This is a genomic window from Luteibacter anthropi, assembly GCF_023699965.1.
Lineage (GTDB): Bacteria > Pseudomonadota > Gammaproteobacteria > Xanthomonadales > Rhodanobacteraceae > Luteibacter > Luteibacter anthropi.
Map to the genome: position 1 here is coordinate 2,569,413 of NZ_CP077072.1, position 19,888 is coordinate 2,589,300.

At 66.4% G+C, this 19,888-nt stretch carries 16 protein-coding genes; 10 read left to right on the forward strand and 6 right to left on the reverse strand.

Annotated elements, in window-relative coordinates:
• The first annotated feature begins 9 nt into the window (after nt 1–9).
• Complete coding sequence (locus KR767_RS11300; RefSeq protein WP_250876383.1) at nt 10–2,028, forward strand: hypothetical protein; 2,019 nt, start codon at nt 10–12, stop codon at nt 2,026–2,028.
• On the opposite strand, the gene KR767_RS11305 is transcribed toward KR767_RS11300, so the two are convergent.
• On the reverse strand, nt 2,021–2,509 hold the full coding sequence (locus KR767_RS11305) for an RDD family protein (protein ID WP_250876384.1): 489 nt from the start codon (nt 2,507–2,509) through the stop codon (nt 2,021–2,023). The genes KR767_RS11300 and KR767_RS11305 overlap by 8 nt on opposite strands.
• Nucleotides 2,510–2,543: 34 nt before the next feature.
• Here KR767_RS11305 and xerD point away from each other — a divergent pair, with 34 nt between their 5' ends.
• The 6 genes from xerD (at nt 2,544) to KR767_RS11335 (ending at nt 11,114) form a co-directional block, all read left to right on the forward strand.
• Nucleotides 2,544–3,449 (forward strand): site-specific tyrosine recombinase XerD, encoded by a 906-nt coding sequence (gene xerD, locus KR767_RS11310; RefSeq protein ID WP_250876385.1) that lies wholly within the window; start codon nt 2,544–2,546, stop codon nt 3,447–3,449.
• Between the two features lie 90 nt (nt 3,450–3,539).
• Complete coding sequence (locus KR767_RS11315; protein ID WP_250876386.1) at nt 3,540–4,277, forward strand: DsbC family protein; 738 nt, start codon at nt 3,540–3,542, stop codon at nt 4,275–4,277.
• A 413-nt stretch (nt 4,278–4,690) separates the two neighbouring features.
• On the forward strand, nt 4,691–8,554 hold the full coding sequence (gene purL, locus KR767_RS11320) for a phosphoribosylformylglycinamidine synthase (protein WP_250876387.1): 3,864 nt from the start codon (nt 4,691–4,693) through the stop codon (nt 8,552–8,554).
• Nucleotides 8,555–8,570: 16 nt separating this feature from the next.
• Nucleotides 8,571–9,419: a glycosyltransferase family 2 protein gene (locus KR767_RS11325; protein WP_250876388.1), complete on the forward strand. Its 849-nt coding sequence runs from the start codon at nt 8,571–8,573 to the stop codon at nt 9,417–9,419.
• Nucleotides 9,416–10,315, forward strand: a complete 900-nt coding sequence (locus KR767_RS11330; RefSeq protein WP_250876389.1) for a DMT family transporter — start codon at nt 9,416–9,418, stop codon at nt 10,313–10,315. The genes KR767_RS11325 and KR767_RS11330 overlap by 4 nt, the downstream gene beginning before the upstream one ends.
• Before the next feature lie 73 nt (nt 10,316–10,388).
• The gene (locus tag KR767_RS11335; RefSeq protein ID WP_243853139.1) at nt 10,389–11,114 is read left to right on the forward strand and encodes a FadR/GntR family transcriptional regulator; all 726 of its coding nucleotides are present in this window, start codon (nt 10,389–10,391) and stop codon (nt 11,112–11,114) included.
• 1 nt (nt 11,115) lies between these two features.
• On the opposite strand, the gene KR767_RS11340 is transcribed toward KR767_RS11335, so the two are convergent.
• Together KR767_RS11340 and KR767_RS11345 are read right to left on the reverse strand one after the other, a co-directional pair.
• Nucleotides 11,116–11,310 carry a YbdD/YjiX family protein gene (locus tag KR767_RS11340; RefSeq protein WP_250876390.1) on the reverse strand — a complete coding sequence of 65 codons (195 nt, stop codon included), beginning with the start codon at nt 11,308–11,310 and terminating at the stop codon, nt 11,116–11,118.
• Nucleotides 11,311–11,320: 10 nt separating this feature from the next.
• Nucleotides 11,321–13,396 (reverse strand): carbon starvation CstA family protein, encoded by a 2,076-nt coding sequence (locus KR767_RS11345; RefSeq protein ID WP_250876391.1) that lies wholly within the window; start codon nt 13,394–13,396, stop codon nt 11,321–11,323.
• Nucleotides 13,397–13,586: 190 nt separating this feature from the next.
• Here KR767_RS11345 and def point away from each other — a divergent pair, with 190 nt between their 5' ends.
• Nucleotides 13,587–14,123, forward strand: coding sequence for a peptide deformylase (gene def, locus KR767_RS11350; protein ID WP_250876392.1), 537 nt, complete (start codon nt 13,587–13,589; stop codon nt 14,121–14,123).
• A 357-nt stretch (nt 14,124–14,480) separates the two neighbouring features.
• Here the strand turns inward: def and KR767_RS11355 are convergent, their stop codons facing one another.
• The 3 genes from KR767_RS11355 to ettA all read right to left on the reverse strand — a co-directional run bounded on the left by KR767_RS11355 (nt 14,481) and on the right by ettA (nt 17,644).
• Nucleotides 14,481–14,864, reverse strand: coding sequence for a DNA-binding protein (locus tag KR767_RS11355; protein WP_166947513.1), 384 nt, complete (start codon nt 14,862–14,864; stop codon nt 14,481–14,483).
• Nucleotides 14,865–14,987: 123 nt separating this feature from the next.
• Nucleotides 14,988–15,800, reverse strand: coding sequence for an orotidine-5'-phosphate decarboxylase (gene pyrF / locus KR767_RS11360; protein WP_250876393.1), 813 nt, complete (start codon nt 15,798–15,800; stop codon nt 14,988–14,990).
• 185 nt (nt 15,801–15,985) lie between these two features.
• Complete coding sequence (gene ettA / locus KR767_RS11365) at nt 15,986–17,644, reverse strand: energy-dependent translational throttle protein EttA (RefSeq protein ID WP_166947518.1); 1,659 nt, start codon at nt 17,642–17,644, stop codon at nt 15,986–15,988.
• Nucleotides 17,645–18,020: 376 nt separating this feature from the next.
• Here ettA and glyA point away from each other — a divergent pair, with 376 nt between their 5' ends.
• Together glyA and nrdR are read left to right on the forward strand one after the other, a co-directional pair.
• Nucleotides 18,021–19,277 (forward strand): serine hydroxymethyltransferase, encoded by a 1,257-nt coding sequence (gene glyA, locus KR767_RS11370; protein WP_250876394.1) that lies wholly within the window; start codon nt 18,021–18,023, stop codon nt 19,275–19,277.
• Nucleotides 19,278–19,280: 3 nt separating this feature from the next.
• Nucleotides 19,281–19,796, forward strand: coding sequence for a transcriptional regulator NrdR (gene nrdR, locus KR767_RS11375; RefSeq protein WP_166947522.1), 516 nt, complete (start codon nt 19,281–19,283; stop codon nt 19,794–19,796).
• Nucleotides 19,797–19,888: the final 92 nt, after the last annotated feature.

Below are 19,888 nucleotides of genomic sequence, written 5' to 3' on the forward strand. Positions count from 1 at the left end.
TAGCTCTCCATGCCGACCCCGTTGCCGCCGGACAGCGATCGATCGATCGCCGAAGAATCGCTGCCCGTCTCGCCCCGCGAGGCGGCCATACGCGCGCTCGTCTATCGTCGCCTCCTGCGCGAGAAACCGCGCGAAAGCCTGCGCCGCATCGCCGGCTGGGTCGGCACCATCATCATCCACCTGCTGTTCCTCATCGGGTTCGTGCTGGGGCCGGCCTACGTGCCTCCGCCGTCGCCGCCGGACCAGGAAACCACCGACGTGCTGAAGGTGCGGCTGATCGACAAGCCGCCCGCGCCATTGCCGCCACGGCGTGGCACGCAGTCGCGTGCACCTCTCGTGCAGACCACCTGGAATACCAAGCGCTCGGCCGCTGCCGCGGCGTCCGGCGGCACGCATGCCGCCGCCGTTGCCAGTGCCACCAAGGCGAGCCGCCCGGCGAAAGCTACTCCGGCCGCCCCTGCGCCTCCGGTGAAGCCGGCACCGAAACCTGCCGCGCCGGCACCGAATACGGTGGCCGAGGAAAAGCGTCCGCCGACCCGCCCGAAGGCCCCGCCGAAACAGCCTCAACTTGAGCAGGTCCCCGTGCCCACCCAGGCACCACCGGACCTGGCGGTGGATACGCCCAGGCCGGAAGTCGTTCCGCCGAAGTTCCATCCCGAGCCCGTGCGCAAGGCGCAGGTCGAGGGCACCGAAGTCATGCCGCCCCCGGCATCGCTGGCGATTCCGCCCACCCCTGCCTCGCAGGTGGCGGTGACGCCGACACCACCGCAGATCACGTCCGAGCACACCACGCCGGTGGCCACCTCGCCGATCACCCTGGCCACCGTGCCGCGCCCTGAGGTTGAGGCTTCGTCGGCACCGCCGACCCCACAGGACGAGCCGCTTCCGGCCATCGCGCAGGAGCCGTCGGCGCCGCCGCGCCCGGATCTCGCGCCTGCGGACCGGCCCGTGCCGCCGAAGGTCTCGGTCGATACGGTCCGCGCACCGGCGGTGGACGTGCAGGCCGACCTGAAAGCCGTGCCCTTGCCCGACGCCGTGGCGAAACCCGACGTCTCCGCGCCGGTGGCGACCACCGAGCGCCCGGCAGTGCAGGCACCGGCCGTGACGCCGGGCGAGATGCAGCGTCCGGTGGCCGGTGCGGATACGTCGCCTGCTACGCCGGGACAGACGCCGGCGCCCGGTGAAAATCCGACCGCCCCGTCCACCGCGCAGGCGACCAACGGTCAGGCTAAGTCGGGCGAAAAGCAGGCTTCATCGACGGGCCAGGGTTCTACACCCGCTCCCGCGCCGGGCCCGGCCATCGCGTCGGCATCGGGCACGAACACCCCGGGCGCCGAAGCGGCAGACAGCGCAGGCCGACCCGGCTCACCGAACGGCGTAGACGACAGCCAGCGCACGACCGGTGCCAATGGCAGCTCGCAGCGCGACGATGGCGTGGTCGGCGGGCAGGGCGACAAGACGGGCCAGGTAGGCCCCGGCGGCGCCTATACCGAGCTGAAACCGCGCGGCAACGTCACGGTGCAGCAGGGCCAGCGGGTGCATATCGAATACAAGGCCACCCGCTTCGACAAGGACTGGACGCCGAAGAACGAATCATCGGTGGATACCGCCGTGCGACAGGCTGCAGGCGAGGCGACGGTGCACTCCACCTTGTCGCTTCCGCGCGGGCTGCGGCTGAACTGCACGGCGGGCCCCGGCAACACCGGCGGCAAGATGAATGCCGTGTCGCTGTTCACGCTGGGCTGCGGCGGCGATCCGCCGTCGAAGCCGGATCACGAGACGGCCGACAACCTCGTCAAGAACCAGACCATGGCGCCCGCGAAGCCCCTGGCCGCGGATCTTCCGCCGGCCAATGCGGCGACGGTGGCGCACCCCGTGGCTATCGACAACACGGCGTTCTGCGCCACGGCGCGTGTCGCGGGCGGTCCGCTGCCGCCCGGTTGCGAGCCGACGATCAAGATCAACGTGCAGCAGAAGACACCGGCACCGAACGGCTCGTGGGTGCCGGCCAGCGACCAGTTCAAGTAAGCGAGCGGATTTCCGTGCCAGCCAGCATGTCGTACACCGCGCGGCGGCGTGGGTCGAACAGCGCGGGTACCAGCAGGATCAGCCAGCCGGCCAGGGGGGCGTAGAGCGCGACCCGGAGCGATGTCAGCGGGCTGATGAGCAGAAGGGCGACGGGAAGTGCTGCCACCACCAGGCGCAGCAGGCCGCGCGGCCAGCGAACGGCAGACCCCTGGGAATCCGTGACCCTGATCCGCCAGGGCCGCATGCCCAGCGTCTGCCCACCACGCAGCCACGAAACCAGGAAATAGGCTCCGACGACGAGCGCTTGCAGCGGCTGGTACCACCACGCCAGCAGATGCCCCTTGTCGTCCGCCAGTTGTCCCCCGGCGGCAAGCTGGGCCAGCAGTCCCACCACCATCACGATGGCCACCACGGCCAGTGCGTCGTAGACGATTGCCGCGAAGCGGCGCCAGGCAGGAGCGATCGGTGCAGCTGACGTCATGGAGCGATTCCCTGTGGCATGCGACCATCTTCGCATGTCAGAAGAACTCGCCAACGACGACGCCCGGCTCATCGACCGCTTCATCGAACGGGTCTGGTCGGAAGACGGCCTGGCCGAACGCACGCTGGAAGCCTATCGCCGCGACCTTGAGCAGCTGGCGCGCTGGCTTGCCCCACGGGGCCGTACGCTCGCTACCGCCGGCCGTGAGGATGTGTCGGCGTATCACGGCAGCCAGCCGGTGTCCGTGCGCAGCATGGCGCGCCGGCAGTCGGCGTTCCGGCGCTTCTATGCGCAGCTGGCACGAGATGATGGTGCCCGCGAGGATCCCACGCTGCTGATGCAGCGGCCACGCATGCCGCGCAGCCTGCCCAAGGCGCTCGCCGAGCGTGAGATCGAAGCACTGATCGTTGCGCCCGATGGCGGTACGCCACTGGGGCAGCGCGACCGCGCGATGCTCGAATTGATGTACTCGTCCGGCCTGCGCGTATCGGAACTGGTGGATCTGCCGCTGTCGGGCCTCAATCCGCGACAAGGCGTATTGCGGGTTACCGGCAAGGGCGGCAAGGATCGCCTCATTCCGGTGGGCGAGGAGGCGCTGGCGCATATCGACACCTATCTGCGCGAAGCGCGGCCTTTGCTGGCGAAGGGGCACGGTCAGCCCGTCGCGCTGTTCCTGTCACGCCGCGGTGGTGCGATGACCCGGCAGATGTTCTGGACCCTGGTCAAGCGCTATGCCGTGCAGGTGGGCATTCCGTCGCAGAAGGTGTCGCCGCATGTGCTGCGTCATTCCTTCGCCACGCACCTGCTCAATCATGGGGCTGACCTGCGTGCCTTGCAGATGCTGCTGGGTCACAGCGCGCTCAGCACCACGCAGATCTACACCCTGGTGGCGAAGGAAGGCCTGAAGCGCCTTCACGCCCAGCATCACCCGCGCGGCTGAAGGTCCATGCCACAATGGATTGAACCGATCGCGCGGTACGTGTTCAAAGGCTGTTCCGCGTATCCCCCGGTCACAGATGGAGTCGTACCGATGCTGAAGAAAATCCTGCCCGCGCTGTGCCTTGGCGCGTTTGCCGCCACGGCGATGGCCGCCGACGACGCCGGCAAGGCCGCCCGCGACGCGGTGGAATCGCTCGCCCCGGGCATCAAGGTGGAAAGCGTCACCCCTGCGCCCATGCCGGGCTTTTTCCAGGTGGTGGCCTCCGGCCGCATGGTCTACGTGACGGCGGATGGCCGTTACATGATCAACGGCAACCTGGTCGACCTGAAGGACAAGACCGACCTCAGCGCCGCCAGCTGGGCCGTGACCCGCAAGGCCGCCCTGGCCAAGGTACCTGCATCGCAGCGCCTGATCTATTCGCCGGCCAATCCCAAGCACACCGTCACGGTCTTCACCGACGTGGACTGCGGCTTCTGCCGCCAGCTGCATGCGCACATCGACGAATTCAACAAGCAGGGCATCGCGGTCGAATACGTGTTCTGGCCGCGTGAGGGCCTGAAGACCACGGCCGGCAACGACACTCCCTCGTATACCAAGGCCGTGTCGGTCTGGTGTGCCAGCGACCGCAAGAATGCCTTCAACGAGGCCATGGGCGGTGCGGCGGTGAAGCCGGCGTCCTGCGAGAACCCGGTGAAGGACGAGTTCGAGCTGGGTGAGCGCCTGGGCGTGAACGGCACGCCGACCATCGTTACCGAGAATGGCGACATCGTGGGTGGTTATGTCACTCCGGCGCAGTTGTTGAAGGCGCTGACTGCCAAGGGTGGTTGAGGCCCTTTCTCACTTCCGGTCGCGCGCAAGGCGCGCTCCTACACAATCCGCCCCGTAGGAGCGCGCCCGGATCGAAGCGGCGTATGTAGGAGCGCGCCCCGCGCGCGACCGGCCCCAAGGCGGCGTGTAGGAGCGCGCCCCACGCGCGACCGGCCCCAAGGCGGCGTTGTAGGAGCGCGCCTCGCGCGCGACCGGCCCAAGGCGGCGTTGTAGGGGCGCGCCTCGCGCGCGACCGGCCCCAAGGCGGCGTTGTAGGAGCGCGCCTCGCGCGCGACCGGTCCAAGGCGGGATTCCACAGGGGGGCGCGCAACCGGATTCAGGGCGAGGCGCCGGCCGGCACCTGGCCCCCGAACCTGCTGCCCTGCAACATCATGTAGAATGGGCGTTTTCCTCCTGCGCCTTTTCCCCTCCGTATGATCGCACTCGACGGGCAGAGCGCCCTTTCGCCGTTTCGCCTCGAACGACTGAACGCCCACCTTGAGGCCCTGCACCACGGGACCCGCGTCCAGGCCGCCTGGTTCACGTACTTCGTGGATGCCGCCGTGTTGCCCGAAGGCGAGGCCCGTGCCCGCCTGCTGGCCGTGCTGGAAGCGCGCGATGCCACGCCGGAAGCCGCCACCCTCTGGGTCGTACCCCGCCTGGGCACCATCTCGCCCTGGTCGAGCAAGGCCACCGACATCCTCCACGGCGCTGGTTTCGACGTGCGCCGCGTCGAGCGTGGCGTGGCCTGGCGTGTCAACGGCATGCCCAACGCCTCGGATCCCGCCTACGCCGCCGTCATGGCAACGTTCTGCGACCCGATGGTGCAGTCGCCGCTGACGAGCCTTGCCGAGGCCTCCGGCCTGTTCCTGGCCGGTGAACCGGGTCCGCTGGGTCACGTCGAGCTGGGCAGCGACCCGCGTGCCGCATTGTCGGCGGCGAACAAGGAACTGGGCCTGGCCCTGGCCGACGACGAAATCGACTACCTCGCCGAGCGCTACGCCGAGATGGGCCGCGCGCCCACCGACGCCGAACTCATGATGTTCGCGCAGGCCAACTCCGAGCATTGCCGCCACAAGGTATTCAATGCCACGTGGACGCTCGACGGCACGGCGCAGGACACCTCGCTGTTCGGCATGATCAAGAACACGCACCAGAAATCGCCCGCGCATACGCTGTCGGCGTATCACGACAACGCGGCGGTCATCGAAGGCTACGAAGGCAGCCGCCTGTTCGTGAATCCCGATGACGGCGTGTTCCGCAAGGTCACCGAAGCCGCGCCGTACGCCATCAAGGTCGAGACGCATAACCATCCCACGGCCATCGCGCCGTGGCCGGGTGCGGCGACGGGTGCCGGCGGCGAAATCCGCGACGAAGGCGCCACGGGCCGCGGCGGCAAGCCGAAGGCCGGCCTCACGGGTTTCTCGGTGTCGCACCTGCGCATCCCGGGCCTTTCGCGCCCATGGGAGAAGGAGCGTCCGCTGCCGCCGCGCATGGCGTCGGCCTTCGAGATCATGCGTGACGGCCCGCTGGGCGCCGCCGCATTCAACAACGAATTCGGCCGCCCCGCGCTGGGCGGCTACTTCCGTACCTTCGAGCAGGAAACCGGCGAGAAGGGCGTGCGTCGTGGCTACGACAAGCCGATCATGATCGCCGGCGGCCTTGCGGCCATCCGTCCCGACCACGTGCAGAAACGCGCGGTGCGTCCGGGCGACCGCGTCATCGTGCTGGGTGGCCCGGCCATGCTCATCGGCCTGGGTGGTGGTGCGGCCTCGTCCGTCGCTTCCGGCACGTCCAGCGCCGAACTCGATTTCGCTTCCGTCCAGCGTGACAACGCGGAAATGGAGCGTCGCTGCCAGCAGGTCATCGACTCGTGCTGGATGCGCGGCGAGCGCAACCCGATCGTCAGCATCCACGACGTCGGCGCGGGCGGTGTGTCCAACGCCATTCCCGAAATCCTCAACGACGCGGGCGTCGGCGGCATCATCGATCTCTCGAAGCTGCCCTGCGACGATCCCACGCTCTCGCCCATGCAGGTGTGGAGCAACGAGTCGCAGGAGCGCTACGTCCTTGCCATCGGTGAGGAAGACCTTGCGCTGTTCGAATCGTTCTGTGCCCGCGAGCGTTGCCCGTTCGCCGTGGTGGGCGAAGCGACCGAAGACGCGCGCCTCATCGTGCGCGACACGCGCCGCGACATCACCGTGATCGACCTGCGCATGGATGTCCTGTTCGGCAAGCCGCCGCGCATGCATCGCGATGCCTCGCGCGTAAAGCCGCGCGTCGACCTGGTAGCCGACCTCACCGGCATCGGCATGGACGAAGCGCTGATGCGCGTCCTGCGCCTGCCGGCCGTGGGCAGCAAGAACTTCCTCATCACCATCGGTGACCGCACCGTCGGCGGCCTCAACCATCGCGATCCCATGGTGGGTCCGTGGCAGGTGCCGGTGGCCGACGTTGCCGTGACCATGACCGACTTCGACGGCTACACGGGCGAGGCGATGGCCATGGCCGAACGCGCTCCGGTGGCGCTGCTGTCGAGTGCCGATGCCGCGCGCATGGCCGTGGGCGAAGCCATCACCAATCTCGCGGCCGCGTCGATCAAGCTCGACGAAGTGCGCCTGTCCGCGAACTGGATGGCCGCCGTGAATCACCCGGGCGAGGATGCCGCGCTGTTCGACGCCGTGAAGGCCGTCGGCATGGAGCTTTGCCCGAGCCTCGATATCTCGATCCCCGTCGGCAAGGACTCCCTGTCCATGCAGACCGTGTGGACCGACGACACCGGCAAGGCCCAGAAGACCGTATCTCCGGTGTCGCTGGTCATCACCGGCTTTGCCCGCGTGGACGACGTGCGCCGCACGCTCACTCCGCAGCTGAAGCTCGATCGTGGCGACACCGACCTGTGGCTGATCGACCTCGGCGCAGGCCGCGACCGTCTCGGCGGTTCGGCGCTCACCCAGGTATTCAACCGTGGTGGCGGCGTGCCGCCGGATCTCGACGACGCAAAGCGCTTGCGCGCGATGTTCGAGCTGATCCAGGAAGCCAACCGCTCCGGCCTGTTGCTCGCCTATCACGACCGTTCCGACGGCGGTGCCATCGTCACCCTGCTCGAAATGGCCTTTGCCGGTCGTTGCGGCCTTGAAATCCGCCTCGACGGCTGGGCCGATGCCACGCTGCGCGCGCTCTTCAACGAAGAGCTGGGCGCCGTGGTGCAGGTAGCCTCGGCCAACCGCGAAGCCTTCGAACAGCTGCTGGTAAAGCACAACCTCGCCGGCCTCACCCACAACGTGGGTCGTCCCAAGGAAAAGCTCGGCATCAAGCTGCACCTGAACGGCGAAACCCCGTTCAAGTGGAACTGGACCGAACTGTTCCGCGCCTGGAACGAAACCAGCTACGCGATGCAGCGCCTGCGCGACAACCCGGCCAGCGCCGACCAGGAAAACGAGTGGCGCCTGGACGATGCCGATCCGGGCATCTCGCCGAAGCTCACCTTCGACCCGGCCGACGACATCGCCGCGCCTTACATCGCCACCGGCGTGCGTCCGCGCGTCGCGATCCTGCGCGAGCAGGGGGTGAACGGCCAGGTGGAAATGGCGGCGGCGTTCGACCGTGCCGGCTTCGAGGCCGTGGACATCCACATGACCGACCTGGCCACCGGTCGCCATCACCTGAAGGACTTCCGCGGCTTTGCTGCCTGCGGCGGCTTCTCGTACGGTGACGTGCTGGGCGCCGGCCGTGGCTGGGCCACGTCCATCCTCTACAACGACGCACTGCGCGAGCAGTTTGCCCGCTTCTTCGAAGATGGCTCCAAGTTCGCGCTGGGCGTGTGCAACGGCTGCCAGATGATGTCGCAGCTGAAGGACATCATCCCCGATGCGAAGCACTGGCCGCAGTTCCTGCGCAACCAGTCGGAGCAGTACGAAGCCCGCGTCGCCACGCTCGAACTGCTCGACTCGGGCAGCATCTTCTTCCGCGACATGGTCGGCTCGCGCATCCCGGTGGCCGTGGCCCACGGCGAAGGCCGTGTGCACTTCCCGAACGCCTGCAGCCCATCGAAGAGCCACGGCGCCGCGCGCTTCGTCGACAACCGTGGCAAGCCCACTGAGCTTTACCCGCTGAACCCGAACGGTTCGCCGGGTGGTCTGGCCGCCTTCACCGCCGCCGATGGCCGCGTGACGATCATGATGCCGCATCCGGAACGCGTGTTCCGCAGCGCGCAGATGAGCTGGCATCCGGAGCAGTGGGGCGAAGATTCCCCGTGGATGCGCATGTTCCGCAATGCGCGCGTCTGGGTCGGCTGAGCCAGGACACCCCATCGTGACCACCCAGGGCCTCACCAGCATCATCGTGGTGCTCGCCAACAGTGGCCCGCTGACGCGTGATTGCGTCGAGCGGGCCCTGCTCAGCAACGTCCCTGTCGAAGTCATCGTGGTCGACAACGGTTCGGCAGATGGCATCCCCGAATCCCTCGACCGGGCCTATGCCGACGATGCGCGCGTGCGCATCGTCTACAATCGCGCCAACCTGGGTTTTGGCCCTGCGGTGAACCGTGGTGCCGCCGAAGCACGAGGCGATAGCCTGCTTGTGCTGAATCCGGATTGCCTCATTGATCCGGACACCATCGCGCGCATGGCGCGGCACGTGGACATCCACACGGCCATGGTCGGTGCGGTGGTCTGCGACGAGCAGGGCCGTCCCGATCCGGCATCGCGCCGCTTCGATCCGCTGCTGCGTCGCGCGATCAACACCAAGCTGGGGCGCGAGGGCGGTATCGACATCCGTGGCCCCATGCCCGAGGGGGCCGAAGACGTCGAGATCGTCTCCGGTGCGATCATCCTCATGCCACGTGCTGCCTTCGATGCCCTGGGTGGCTTCGATGAAACCTTTTTCCTGCATTGCGAGGACATGGACCTGTGCCGTCGCGCCCGCGATGCGGGTTATCGGGTGATTCTCGCTGGCGATGTGCGCGTGCTGCACGGCAAGGGCGTTTCCAGCCGTCGTCGGCCGGTGTTCGTCAGCCGGCACAAGCATCGCAGCATGTACCTGTGGTTCCGCAGGCACGATCCCGCTGCGAAAAATCCCATCACTCGTGCCGTCGTCTGGCTCGGTATCTGGGCGCACTTTCTTCTGAAGATCCCCGGCCAGCTCAAGCGGGCCCGTCGATGAGCGAGGCGAAGGGAAGCGGCCTGGCCACGCTCGGACTGCTTGCCGTCACCGCCGTCTGGGGCTCCACCTTCGTCATGATCAAGGACGTGGTCGGCCGCATGCTGCCGATCGACTTTCTTGCCGTGCGTTTCACCATCGCCGCCGTGCTGATGCTGCTGTGCTTCGCCCTGCCTCTGCGCCGGTTGGGACGTACGCAGACCTGGCGTGGCCTTGCGCTGGGCGTGCTCTACGGCGTGGCCCAGTGGCTGCAGACCGAAGGCCTGGCGCTCACGTCGCCGAGCGTGAGTGGATTCGTAACCGGCATGTATGTGGTGATCACGCCGATCCTGGCTTTGCTGCTGTTCCGCCAGCGCATGCCTGCAACGACGTGGGTGGCCGTGCTGCTGGCCACGCTCGGTCTTGGCGTGCTGGCGCTCAATGGATTCAGCGTGGATCTCGGCGTGCTGCTGACGCTGGGTTCCGCCGCGCTTTACGCCCTGCATATCGTAGGCCTCGGGCACTGGTCGAAACCCGGGGATGCCTTTGGCATGTCGGCCATACAGATGGTCGGCATTGCCGCCGTCTGCCTGCTCGCGACACTTCCCCATCATGGCCCGGCGCTGCCACCTGATCGCAGTGCCTGGATGGCCGTGCTTTACATGGCGCTCGTGGCGGGTGCGCTTGCGATGCTGGTGCAGACCTGGGCACAGGCCCATATGCCTGCAACGCGTGCGGCCATCGTCATGACCACAGAGCCTGTCTTCGCGGCGGGCTTCGCCGTGGCCCTCGGCGTGGACCAGCTCACCATGCGCATGCTGGGCGGTGGCGGCCTCGTGCTGGTGGCGATGTACATGGTGGAGCTGGCGCCCCGGTTTCGCCGACGCCGGCCGGCCGAGTCGTTGCACCACGACGTGTAAACGCATTTACGTTGCGCCGCGTCATCGCAAGAACGCGCGATGACGTTAGGATGGCCGCCTGTTGAAGGGCGGGATGACACACACCATGGCACCACGGGCTGCAACCGGCAGGAACCTGCATGCGCGGGTGATCGACGAGATCGGCGAATCCATCGTCGGCGGCGCGTTGCGTGCCGGCGATGCACTGCCGGGCGAATCGGAACTGGCCGAGCACATGGAGGTAAGCCGCACCATCCTGCGCGAGGCGCTCAAGGTGCTCGCGTCGAAAGGGCTTATCGAAACCCGGCAGAAGATCGGCATGCGCGTGCGTGATTCGCGTTTCTGGAATCATCTGGACGCCGACATCCTCGCCTGGCGCTGCGCCTCGATGCCCACGGACGATTTCGTCGACAAGCTGGTGGAAATGCGCGGCATCATCGAGCCGGCGGCGGCGATGACGGCGGCCCGCCGACGCGATGCCGGGCAGCTGGCGGCCATCGGTGAGGCACTTGCCGGCATGGAGGCTGCCATGGACCTCGACAGCTGGGCGGAAGCCGATCTTCGTTTCCACGAAGCCGTGCTTGCCGCGACGAACAACGAACTGCTGAGCTCATTGTTCTCGGTGATCGAGACGGCGCTGGGCACGTATTTCGTGATGTCGGCGCGCACGGCAAAGAACTTCCGCTATTCGCTGCCCTATCACCGGGAGGTGTACGAGGCGATCCGCCGCCGTCGCCCCAACGAAGCGGCGGCAGCGATGCAGGCGATGATCGACGACTCGAAGGGCAATATGCGCCGCGGCCGCCGCAAGGCCTCCTGAGTCAGCAGCAACGTCCGCCCGTGCCGCGATAACGGGCTTCCTGCCGTTCGCGGAAAAATGCACCGTAGCTGGGCACGGGGCGCTCGGGATGATGCTCACGCAGGTGCCGTACGTAGGCGTCGTAGTCGGGCACGCCGCAGCAGAGGCGGGCGGTCTGCACCGCCCATCGCCAGAAAGCCTTCGGATACTTCAGCATGGCAGCCTCCTTACGGCGCGACACTCGATAGCGCCACATAGGGTTCTTCACGGGTCGAGGGCCGGTTGTCTTTCCACGCCCGCACGATGACGCGCAGGCAGAAGGCCAGCATGGTCAGCACCAGCAGCATGAAGATGGCTGTCAGTGCCATGTCCACGCGGTTGTTGGTGACGATGCGCTGCATTTCCTCGGCCGTTTTCGCCGGTGCAAGCAGTTTGCCGTCGGCGATGGCCCGAGCGTACTTGTCCGCGGCGGCGGTAAAGCTGATCTTGTCGTCGAACAGCTTCTGCCAGCCGGCGGCGAGCGTGCAGATCACCAGCCATGCGGCCGGCACCGCCGGCACCAGCACATAGCGCTCACGCTTGAGCTTCACCGTCACCACGGTGGCCAGCATGAGGGCGATGGCGGCCAGCATCTGGTTGGCGATGCCGAACAGGGGCCAAAGGGTGTTGATGCCGCCGAGCGGGTCCACGGCGCCCTGGTAGAGGAAATAGCCCCAGAGCCCGACACAGATCAGCGTGGCGATGACGTTGCCTATCCATGAGTCGGTACGCTTCAGCGGCGCCCAGGCCATGCCGGCCAGTTCCTGGATCATGAAGCGGCCCACGCGGGTGCCTGCATCCACGGTCGTCAGGATGAACAAGGCTTCGAACAGGATGGCGTAGTGGTACCACATGGCCATCATGCCTTCGCCGGGCAGGATGCCATGCAGCAGCTGGGCCATGCCCACCGCCAGGGTCGGTGCGCCACCTGCGCGGCCGAGGATGCTGCCTTCACCGATATTCTTCGCGGTTTCCGCCAGTTCGCCCGGCGTGACCAGGAAGCCCCAGTCGCTGATGGTGCGTGCGACCTGTTCCACCGTGGTGCCGACGAGCGCGCCGGGAGAGTTCATGGCGAAGTACACGCCCGGATGCAGCGAGGCGGCCGCGATCAGCGCCATGATGGCGACGAAGGCCTCCATGAGCATGCCGCCGTAACCCACCATGGTGGCTTCGCGCTCGTTGGCGAGCAGCTTGGGCGTGGTGCCCGAGGCGATGATCGAATGCCAGCCCGACACGGCGCCGCATGCGATGGTGATGAACAGGAAGGGGAACAGGTTGCCCTGGAAGACCGGGCCCGTGCCGTCGACGAACTGCGTAAGTGCCGGCATGCGCAGCATCGGCGCCGCGAGCATGATCGCCAGTGCGAGCAGGGCGATGGTGCCGATCTTGAGGAAGGTGGAAAGATAATCGCGCGGTGCGAGCAGCAGCCACACCGGCAGCACGGAGGCGAAGAAACCGTACCCGATCAGCAGCCATGCGAGCGATTTCGCATCGAAGTCGAACAGCACTGCCAGAGCCGGCGTGTCGTTCACCGTCTTCCCGAACCAGATCGAGCCCAGCAGCAATACGAGGCCGATCAGGGACACCTCAAGAATGCGTCCCGGACGGATGTATCGCAGGTACAGGCCCATGAGCAGCGCGATGGGGATCGTGGCCGCCACGGTGAACGTGCCCCATGGGCTGTGCGTGAGCGCCTTCACCACGACCAGGGCCAGCACGGCCAGCACGATCATCATGAGCACGAGCACGCCCACCATGGCGATCACGCCGGGCACCTCGCCCAGTTCCTCGCGCAGCATGTGGCCTAGCGAACGACCGTCCCTGCGAAGGGACAGGCCAAGGATCATGAAGTCCTGCACGGCACCGGCGAAGACCACGCCGATCAGGATCCACAAGGTACCGGGCAGGTAACCCATCTGGGCGGCGAGCACCGGCCCCACGAGGGGGCCTGCACCCGCGATGGCAGCGAAATGGTGGCCGAAGACCACCCATTTGTCGGTGGGTACGTAGTCCAGGCCGTCGTTGCGCAACACGGCCGGCGTGGCGCGTGACGGGTCCAGTACGAGGACGCGCCGGGCGATGAAGCGGCCATAGAGCCGGTAGCCGATCAGGAAGACCGCAATGGAGGCCGTGACCAGCCAGATCGCATTGATCGGCTCGCCACGACGCAAGGCCACGACGCCGAGGCACCATGCGCCGACGATGGCGATGGCCACCCACAGGATTTTCCCCGCGGGACTGGGTTTGGGTGTGGCGCTGTGCATGTCGGGGGCTCCCCTTGCGAATGGCACTAAGGGTCGTCCGCCACGTCGCGGGGGTCAATCTCTGCCGGGGAATTCAGGCATTAGCCATTGGTCGAATGGGGTGGAGCCGCTCTGATCCGTGGGAGAGGCTTGAGCCGGAGGCATTCCGGCGCCATGCTGGATGTATTCCCCTTTACCTACGGGTGCCCCGATGATCCGCGAAATCCTGAAGATGGGCGACGAGCGCCTCCTGCGCGTCGCACCGGCCGTCCCGAAGGAGATGATCGGCTCGGCCGAGCTGGACGCCCTCATCGCCGACATGTTCGACACCATGCATGATGCCGGCGGCGTGGGCCTGGCCGCTCCGCAGATCGGCGTGGACCTGCAGCTGGTGATCTTCGGCTTCGACAGCAGCGAGCGTTATCCGGATGCACCGCCCGTGCCGCAGACGATCCTGCTCAACCCGGTGATTACGCCGTTGTCGCAGGATATGGAGGAGGGCTGGGAGGGCTGCCTGTCGGTGCCGGGGCTGCGTGGCGCGGTAAACCGGTATTCGCTGATCCGGTACCAGGGCGTGGACCCGAAGGGTGAGCCAATCGACCGCACGGCCGAGGGTTTTCATGCGCGCGTGGTCCAACACGAATGCGACCATCTCATCGGCAGACTGTATCCCTCGCGTATCACCGACTTTACAAAGTTCGGCTTTACCGAGGTGCTGTTTCCGGGGATGGATATCGGGGACGACTGAAGGGGTGGGTCTGGTTGGCTGTTTTCGCCGGTGTGGCGGGACTTCGTGCCGGGTCATCGGGGGCAGGAGGGTTTTCGCGGTAACGGTCGCGCGCAAGGCGCGCTCCTACAAGAGCACCCGACAAGCAATAGCAAAACAGCCCACCGCACCCTTGTAGGAGCGCGCCTAGCGCGCGACCACCATGCAGCAACACAGCAGCCCACCGCACCTCCGTAGGAGCGCGCCTCGCGCGCGACCATCATGCAGCGTCACAGCAGCCCACCGCACCTTTGTAGGAGCGCGCCTCGCGCGCGACCGGCGCAGCCGAAACACGAAAACACTAGCGGCAACCCACCGGTTGCCGCTTGAGAAAGGGCCTCACTCCGCCTCGGCGAGTGCCTCGACAATAACCAGCAACGCCTTGCGACGTTCCTTCGAAAGGCGGCTGACCAGCCCCACCAGGCGAAGCTGCTCGCGCGAATCGGCGCGATAGAGGGCAGGGCTTTCACGGACGCCGGTTGCGCCATTGGGGGCGCCACGGCCGGTAGCCAGCCACTCGAAATTGACGCCGAACCTCACCGCCATGTCGATCTGGCGTTCCAGTTCCGGAAGGCCAAGGTCGCTGAGCCATTTTCGGGCGGTCTCACGGCTGACGTCGAAAAGATCGGCCAGCTGGGTGATTCGGCCTCGGCCTTTCTTCACGCCAGCCATGTCCAGCGCGACATGCAGACGTTGGGAAAAACCTCGGTTGGTAGGTGGCATGACAACTCCGGTGGAACGCGTTGGCGCCTGAAGACCCGGTATTGTTGGATACCGCGGAGCGACAGCGTAAGCCTTTTGCAGTTGCCAAGTAGTGCAATTTACGACTGCTTTTGCTTCAACGGCTCAATGTCGGAATGAGTTGACCAATTTTCTCATTTCATCCGCGGCGCGATGTGCTGCGTCTGCGAAGTCCGGGCCCGGGCTGGCGTAAATGATGGCGCGGGAAGAGGAAATCATGAGGCCGGTGCCGTCGGCCGTCTTGCCGTGTTCCATCACCGCGGCAACATCGCCGCCCTGCGCACCGATGCCGGGTACCAGCAGCGGCATGTCGCCTACGACGGCACGCACACGGCCCAGCTCTTCCGGCCAGGTCGCACCGGTGACGAGGGCGCAGTTGCCGTTTCCGTTCCATTCGCGCGCGATGGTATCGGCGACACGGATGTAGAGTGGCTGTCCACCGCAGTCCAGCGCCTGGAAATCGGCGCCGCCCGGGTTGGACGTGCGGCACAGCAGGATGACGCCCTTGTCCTTGTGCTCAAGGAACGGCTCGATGGAATCACGGCCGAGATAGGGGTTGAGCGTGACCGCATCCGCGTCGTAGCGTTCGAAGGCTTCGGCTGCGTAGTGCTTCGCGGTGGAGCCGATGTCGCCGCGCTTGGCGTCGAGCACCACGGGAACGCCTGGGTGCTTCGCATGGATGTGGGCGATCAGCCGCTCCAGCGCACCTTCCGCACGTTGCGCGGCGAAGTGGGCGATCTGCGGTTTGAACGCACAGGCAAGGCCCGCGGTGGCATCCACGATGTCGCGACAGAACGCGAAGATGCCTTCCTCGCCGGAAAGGCCAGCCGGCAGGCGGCCCGGCTCGGGATCGAGCCCCACGCAAAGCAGGGAATCGTTGCGACGCCAGGCGTCCTTCAGGGTGGTCATGAAGTTCATGGAGTGGCCTCGCTACGGGTGGAGGCGACCATGGGCCGCCGATGAATTGTAGGAGCGCGCCTCGCGCGCGACCGTCCAGCGCGCAACCCCGGGGCTGCAATAAGGCAAACCCCGGAGCTACCGCTTCGTCAGCCTGTCGCGCGCAAGGCGCGCTCCTACAGGTGTTGCGTCAGACGAGTGTTGCGTCAGACCAGCTTCTTGTACTTCACGCGCTTCGGGCCGGCGTCGTCGCCGAGACGGCGCTTCTTGTCGGCTTCGTATTCGTTGTAGTTGCCCGGGAAGAACTCGACGTGCGAGTCGCCTTCGAACGCGATGATGTGCGTGGCGATGCGATCGAGGAACCAGCGATCATGCGAGATGACGATGGCGCAGCCCGGGAATTCGAGCAGGGCGTCTTCCAGTGCGCGCAGCGTTTCGACGTCGAGGTCGTTCGACGGTTCGTCGAGCAGCAGCACGTTGCCACCCTGGAGCAGGGTCTTGGCCATGTGCAGGCGGCCGCGCTCACCGCCGGACAGCTGGCCGACGATCTTCTGCTGGTCGGTGCCCTTGAAGTTGAAGCGACCGATGTAGGCACGCGACTGGATCTCGAAGGTGCCGATGGTGAGGATGTCCGAACCACCGGAGACTTCCTGCCACACGTTGTTCTTCGAATCGAGCGCATCGCGCGACTGATCGACGTACGCGAGCTTCACCGTGTGGCCGAGCTTCACCTCGCCGGTGTCCGGCTGCTCCTTGCCGATGATCATCTTCATCAGCGTGGACTTACCGGCACCGTTCGGACCGATCACGCCGACGATGGCGCCAGCCGGGATCTTGAACGAGAGGTCTTCGATGAGCACGCGGTCGCCGAACGACTTGGTGACGTTCTTGAACTCGATCACTTCCTGGCCCAGGCGCTCGCCCGGCGGAATGAAGATTTCGTTCGTTTCGTTGCGGCGCTGGTACTCGACCGAGTTCAGTTCCTCGAAGCGGTTCAGGCGTGCCTTGCCCTTCGACTGACGGCCCTTGGCCGCCGAGCGCACCCACTCCAGTTCCTTCTTGATCGCCTTCTGGCGCGACTTTTCCTGGTTGGCTTCCTGGGCGAGGCGCTGGTCTTTCTGTTCCAGCCACTCGGTGTAGTTGCCCTTCCAGGGGATGCCGCGGCCGCGGTCGAGTTCGAGGATCCACTCGGCGGCGTTGTCGAGGAAGTAGCGGTCATGGGTGACCGCCACGACGGTACCCGGGTAGTCGTGCAGGAAGGTTTCCAGCCAGTCGACCGATTCGGCGTCGAGATGGTTGGTGGGCTCGTCGAGCAGGAGCATGTCGGGCTTGGACAGCAGCAGGCGGCACAGCGCCACGCGGCGCTTCTCACCACCGGAAAGCGGGCCGATCCTGGCATCCCATGCCGGCAGGCGCAGGGCGTCGGCAGCCACTTCGAGCTGGCGCTCAAGCGCGTGGGCGTCGTTGGCGGCCAGGATGCCCTCGAGGGTTTCCTGCTCCTTGGCGAGCTTGTCGAAGTCGGCGCCGTCTTCCGCGTAGGCGGCATAGACTTCCTCGAGGCGCTTCTGCGCGTCGAGCACGACGGACACGCCTTCCTCGACGGCTTCGCGGACGGTCTTCTCCGGATCGAGGTCCGGCTCCTGGGCCAGGTAGCCGATCTTGGTGCCGGGGTTGGCGCGGGCCTCACCCTGGAAGTCGGTATCCACGCCGGCCATGATCTTGAGCACGGTGGACTTGCCCGCGCCGTTGATGCCGAGCAGGCCGATCTTGGCGCCAGGGAAGAACGAGAGCGAGATGTCCTTGATGATCTCCCGCTTGGGAGGGACGATCTTGCTCACCTTGTTCATGGTGTAGATGTATTGCATGGACGCTCCGTCAGGAAAGCCGTGCCCCGGGACAGGGGAGTTCCCGGCAGGCAAACCCTGATTATAGCCGGCTCGCGGTAGGCTTGCCGTGACAGGGGCCCGCGGGCAGCGACGGCTATGCCGCCGTACGGCGCCTCCTTTACGGGACCTCGCCCATCCCGGGGTGATGACGGGATGGCAGTGGTCTCGTAAGATGCTGAGACCCTTTCCGTCATGTCCTTGTCATCCAGGGGCCGCGCCGGTCCGGCCGTCGTGACCTTGCCTTGCTGCCACTGAACATGGCCGGCCCCGGTCGCTCGCGGGCCGGAAGGTGGCTGCAAACGCCCGCTGAAGCTACACTTTCGGCTTATTTCCCCACCCGCCGCATGAGGTCGAGATGTTCCCGAAGGATGCAAAGATCGCTGGCTACGACGACGAACTCGCCAAGGCCATTGCCGACGAATCCCGCCGCCAGGAGGATCACGTCGAACTGATCGCCTCGGAGAACTACGCCAGCCCGCGCGTGATGGAGGCCCAGGGCTCGTCGCTCACCAACAAGTACGCCGAGGGGTATCCCGGCAAGCGTTACTACGGTGGCTGCGAATACGTCGATATCGCCGAGAAGCTGGCCATCGACCGCCTGAAGGAGCTGTTCGGCGCCGATTACGCCAACGTGCAGCCGCACTCCGGCTCGCAGGCCAACCAGGCCGTCTACTTCGCCCTGCTGCAGCCGGGCGACACCATCCTGGGCATGAGCCTGGCCCACGGCGGCCATCTCACCCACGGCGCCAAGGTCAACCTCTCGGGCAAGATCTTCAACGCCATCCAGTACGGCATCGACCCGGACACCGGCCTGGTCAACTACGACGAAGTCGAGAAGCTGGCCGTCGAGCACAAGCCGAAGATGATCGTCGCCGGTTTCTCGGCCTACTCGCAGGTGCTCGACTGGGCGCGCTTCCGCGCCATCGCCGACAAGGTGGGTGCCTACCTGTTCGTGGACATGGCCCATATCGCCGGCCTGGTCGCCGCAGGCGTCTACCCGAGCCCGCTGCCGCACGCCCACGTGGTCACCTCCACCACGCACAAGACCCTGCGCGGTCCGCGCGGCGGCATCATCGTGGCCAAGGGCCTCGGCGAAGAGATCGAGAAGAAGCTTCAGTCCGTGGTATTCCCGGGCATCCAGGGTGGCCCGCTGATGCACGTCATCGCCGCCAAGGCGGTGGCCTTCAAGGAAGCCCTCGAGCCGTCCTTCAAGGAGTACCAGCAGCAGGTCGTGAAGAACGCCAAGGCCATGGCGAAGACCCTGATCGAGCGCGGCTACAAGGTCGTGTCCGGTGGCACCGAGAACCACCTCATGCTGGTGGACCTGATCGGTCGCGAGGTCACCGGCAAGGATGCGGAAGCCGCCCTCGGCAAGGCGCACATCACGGTCAACAAGAATGCCGTGCCGAACGATCCCCGTTCGCCCTTCGTCACCTCGGGCCTGCGCGTCGGTACGCCGGCGATCACCACCCGTGGCTACAAGGAAGCCGACACGATCGAGCTGGCCCAGTGGATCTGCGACGTGCTCGACGCGCCGGCCGACGAAGCCGTGATTGCCGCGGTGCGCGAGAAGGTCACGGCGCAGTGCAAGAAGTTCCCGGTATACGGCTGATCGATGCATTGTCCGTTCTGCCAGCATGAAGACACCCGCGTCATCGATTCCCGGCTCACCGAAGACGGTGGCACGGTGCGGCGGCGGCGCGAGTGCCCGCAATGCGGCGAACGCTTCAATACCTTCGAGACTGCCGAGCTGAAGCTCCCGGCGATCGTCAAGTCAGGCGATCGCCGGGAGCCGTTCGACGAACACAAGCTGCGGGTGAGCTTCGAGCGCGCCCTGCAGAAGCGTCCGGTGGCCAGCGACGCGGTGGATTCGGCCGTGCGTGCCGTCACCAACGACCTGCGCCGCTGTGGCGAGCGCGAGGTGCCGTCGCGGCAGGTGGGCGAGCTGGTGATGCGTGAGCTGAAGGCGCTCGACCAGGTGGCCTACGTGCGTTTCGCGTCGGTGTACCGCCGCTTCGAGGATGTGCACGCCTTCCGCGAGGAAATCGAGAAACTGGAACGCGATCTTCCTAAGATTGAAGGCCTGCAACTCCCCCTGCTTGACGTCACCAAGCGCGGCCGCAAAGGCTAAGTTCCCTGTAGGAGCGCGCCTCGCGCGCGACCGGCACAGGCGATCCCGCTCGTTTCATACCTCAGCATTCCGTTCCAGCCCGGTCGCGCGCG

Coding starts and splice junctions, on each gene's coding strand:
- KR767_RS11300 (WP_250876383.1), top strand. CDS start 10: ATGCCGACCCCGTTGCCGCCGGACAGCGATCGATCGATCGCCGAAGAA.
- KR767_RS11305 (WP_250876384.1), bottom strand. CDS start 2,509: ATGACGTCAGCTGCACCGATCGCTCCTGCCTGGCGCCGCTTCGCGGCA.
- xerD (WP_250876385.1), top strand. CDS start 2,544: ATGTCAGAAGAACTCGCCAACGACGACGCCCGGCTCATCGACCGCTTC.
- KR767_RS11315 (WP_250876386.1), top strand. CDS start 3,540: ATGCTGAAGAAAATCCTGCCCGCGCTGTGCCTTGGCGCGTTTGCCGCC.
- purL (WP_250876387.1), top strand. CDS start 4,691: ATGATCGCACTCGACGGGCAGAGCGCCCTTTCGCCGTTTCGCCTCGAA.
- KR767_RS11330 (WP_250876389.1), top strand. CDS start 9,416: ATGAGCGAGGCGAAGGGAAGCGGCCTGGCCACGCTCGGACTGCTTGCC.
- KR767_RS11335 (WP_243853139.1), top strand. CDS start 10,389: ATGACACACACCATGGCACCACGGGCTGCAACCGGCAGGAACCTGCAT.
- KR767_RS11340 (WP_250876390.1), bottom strand. CDS start 11,310: ATGCTGAAGTATCCGAAGGCTTTCTGGCGATGGGCGGTGCAGACCGCC.
- KR767_RS11345 (WP_250876391.1), bottom strand. CDS start 13,396: ATGCACAGCGCCACACCCAAACCCAGTCCCGCGGGGAAAATCCTGTGG.
- def (WP_250876392.1), top strand. CDS start 13,587: ATGATCCGCGAAATCCTGAAGATGGGCGACGAGCGCCTCCTGCGCGTC.
- KR767_RS11355 (WP_166947513.1), bottom strand. CDS start 14,864: ATGCCACCTACCAACCGAGGTTTTTCCCAACGTCTGCATGTCGCGCTG.
- pyrF (WP_250876393.1), bottom strand. CDS start 15,800: ATGAACTTCATGACCACCCTGAAGGACGCCTGGCGTCGCAACGATTCC.
- ettA (WP_166947518.1), bottom strand. CDS start 17,644: ATGCAATACATCTACACCATGAACAAGGTGAGCAAGATCGTCCCTCCC.
- glyA (WP_250876394.1), top strand. CDS start 18,021: ATGTTCCCGAAGGATGCAAAGATCGCTGGCTACGACGACGAACTCGCC.
- nrdR (WP_166947522.1), top strand. CDS start 19,281: ATGCATTGTCCGTTCTGCCAGCATGAAGACACCCGCGTCATCGATTCC.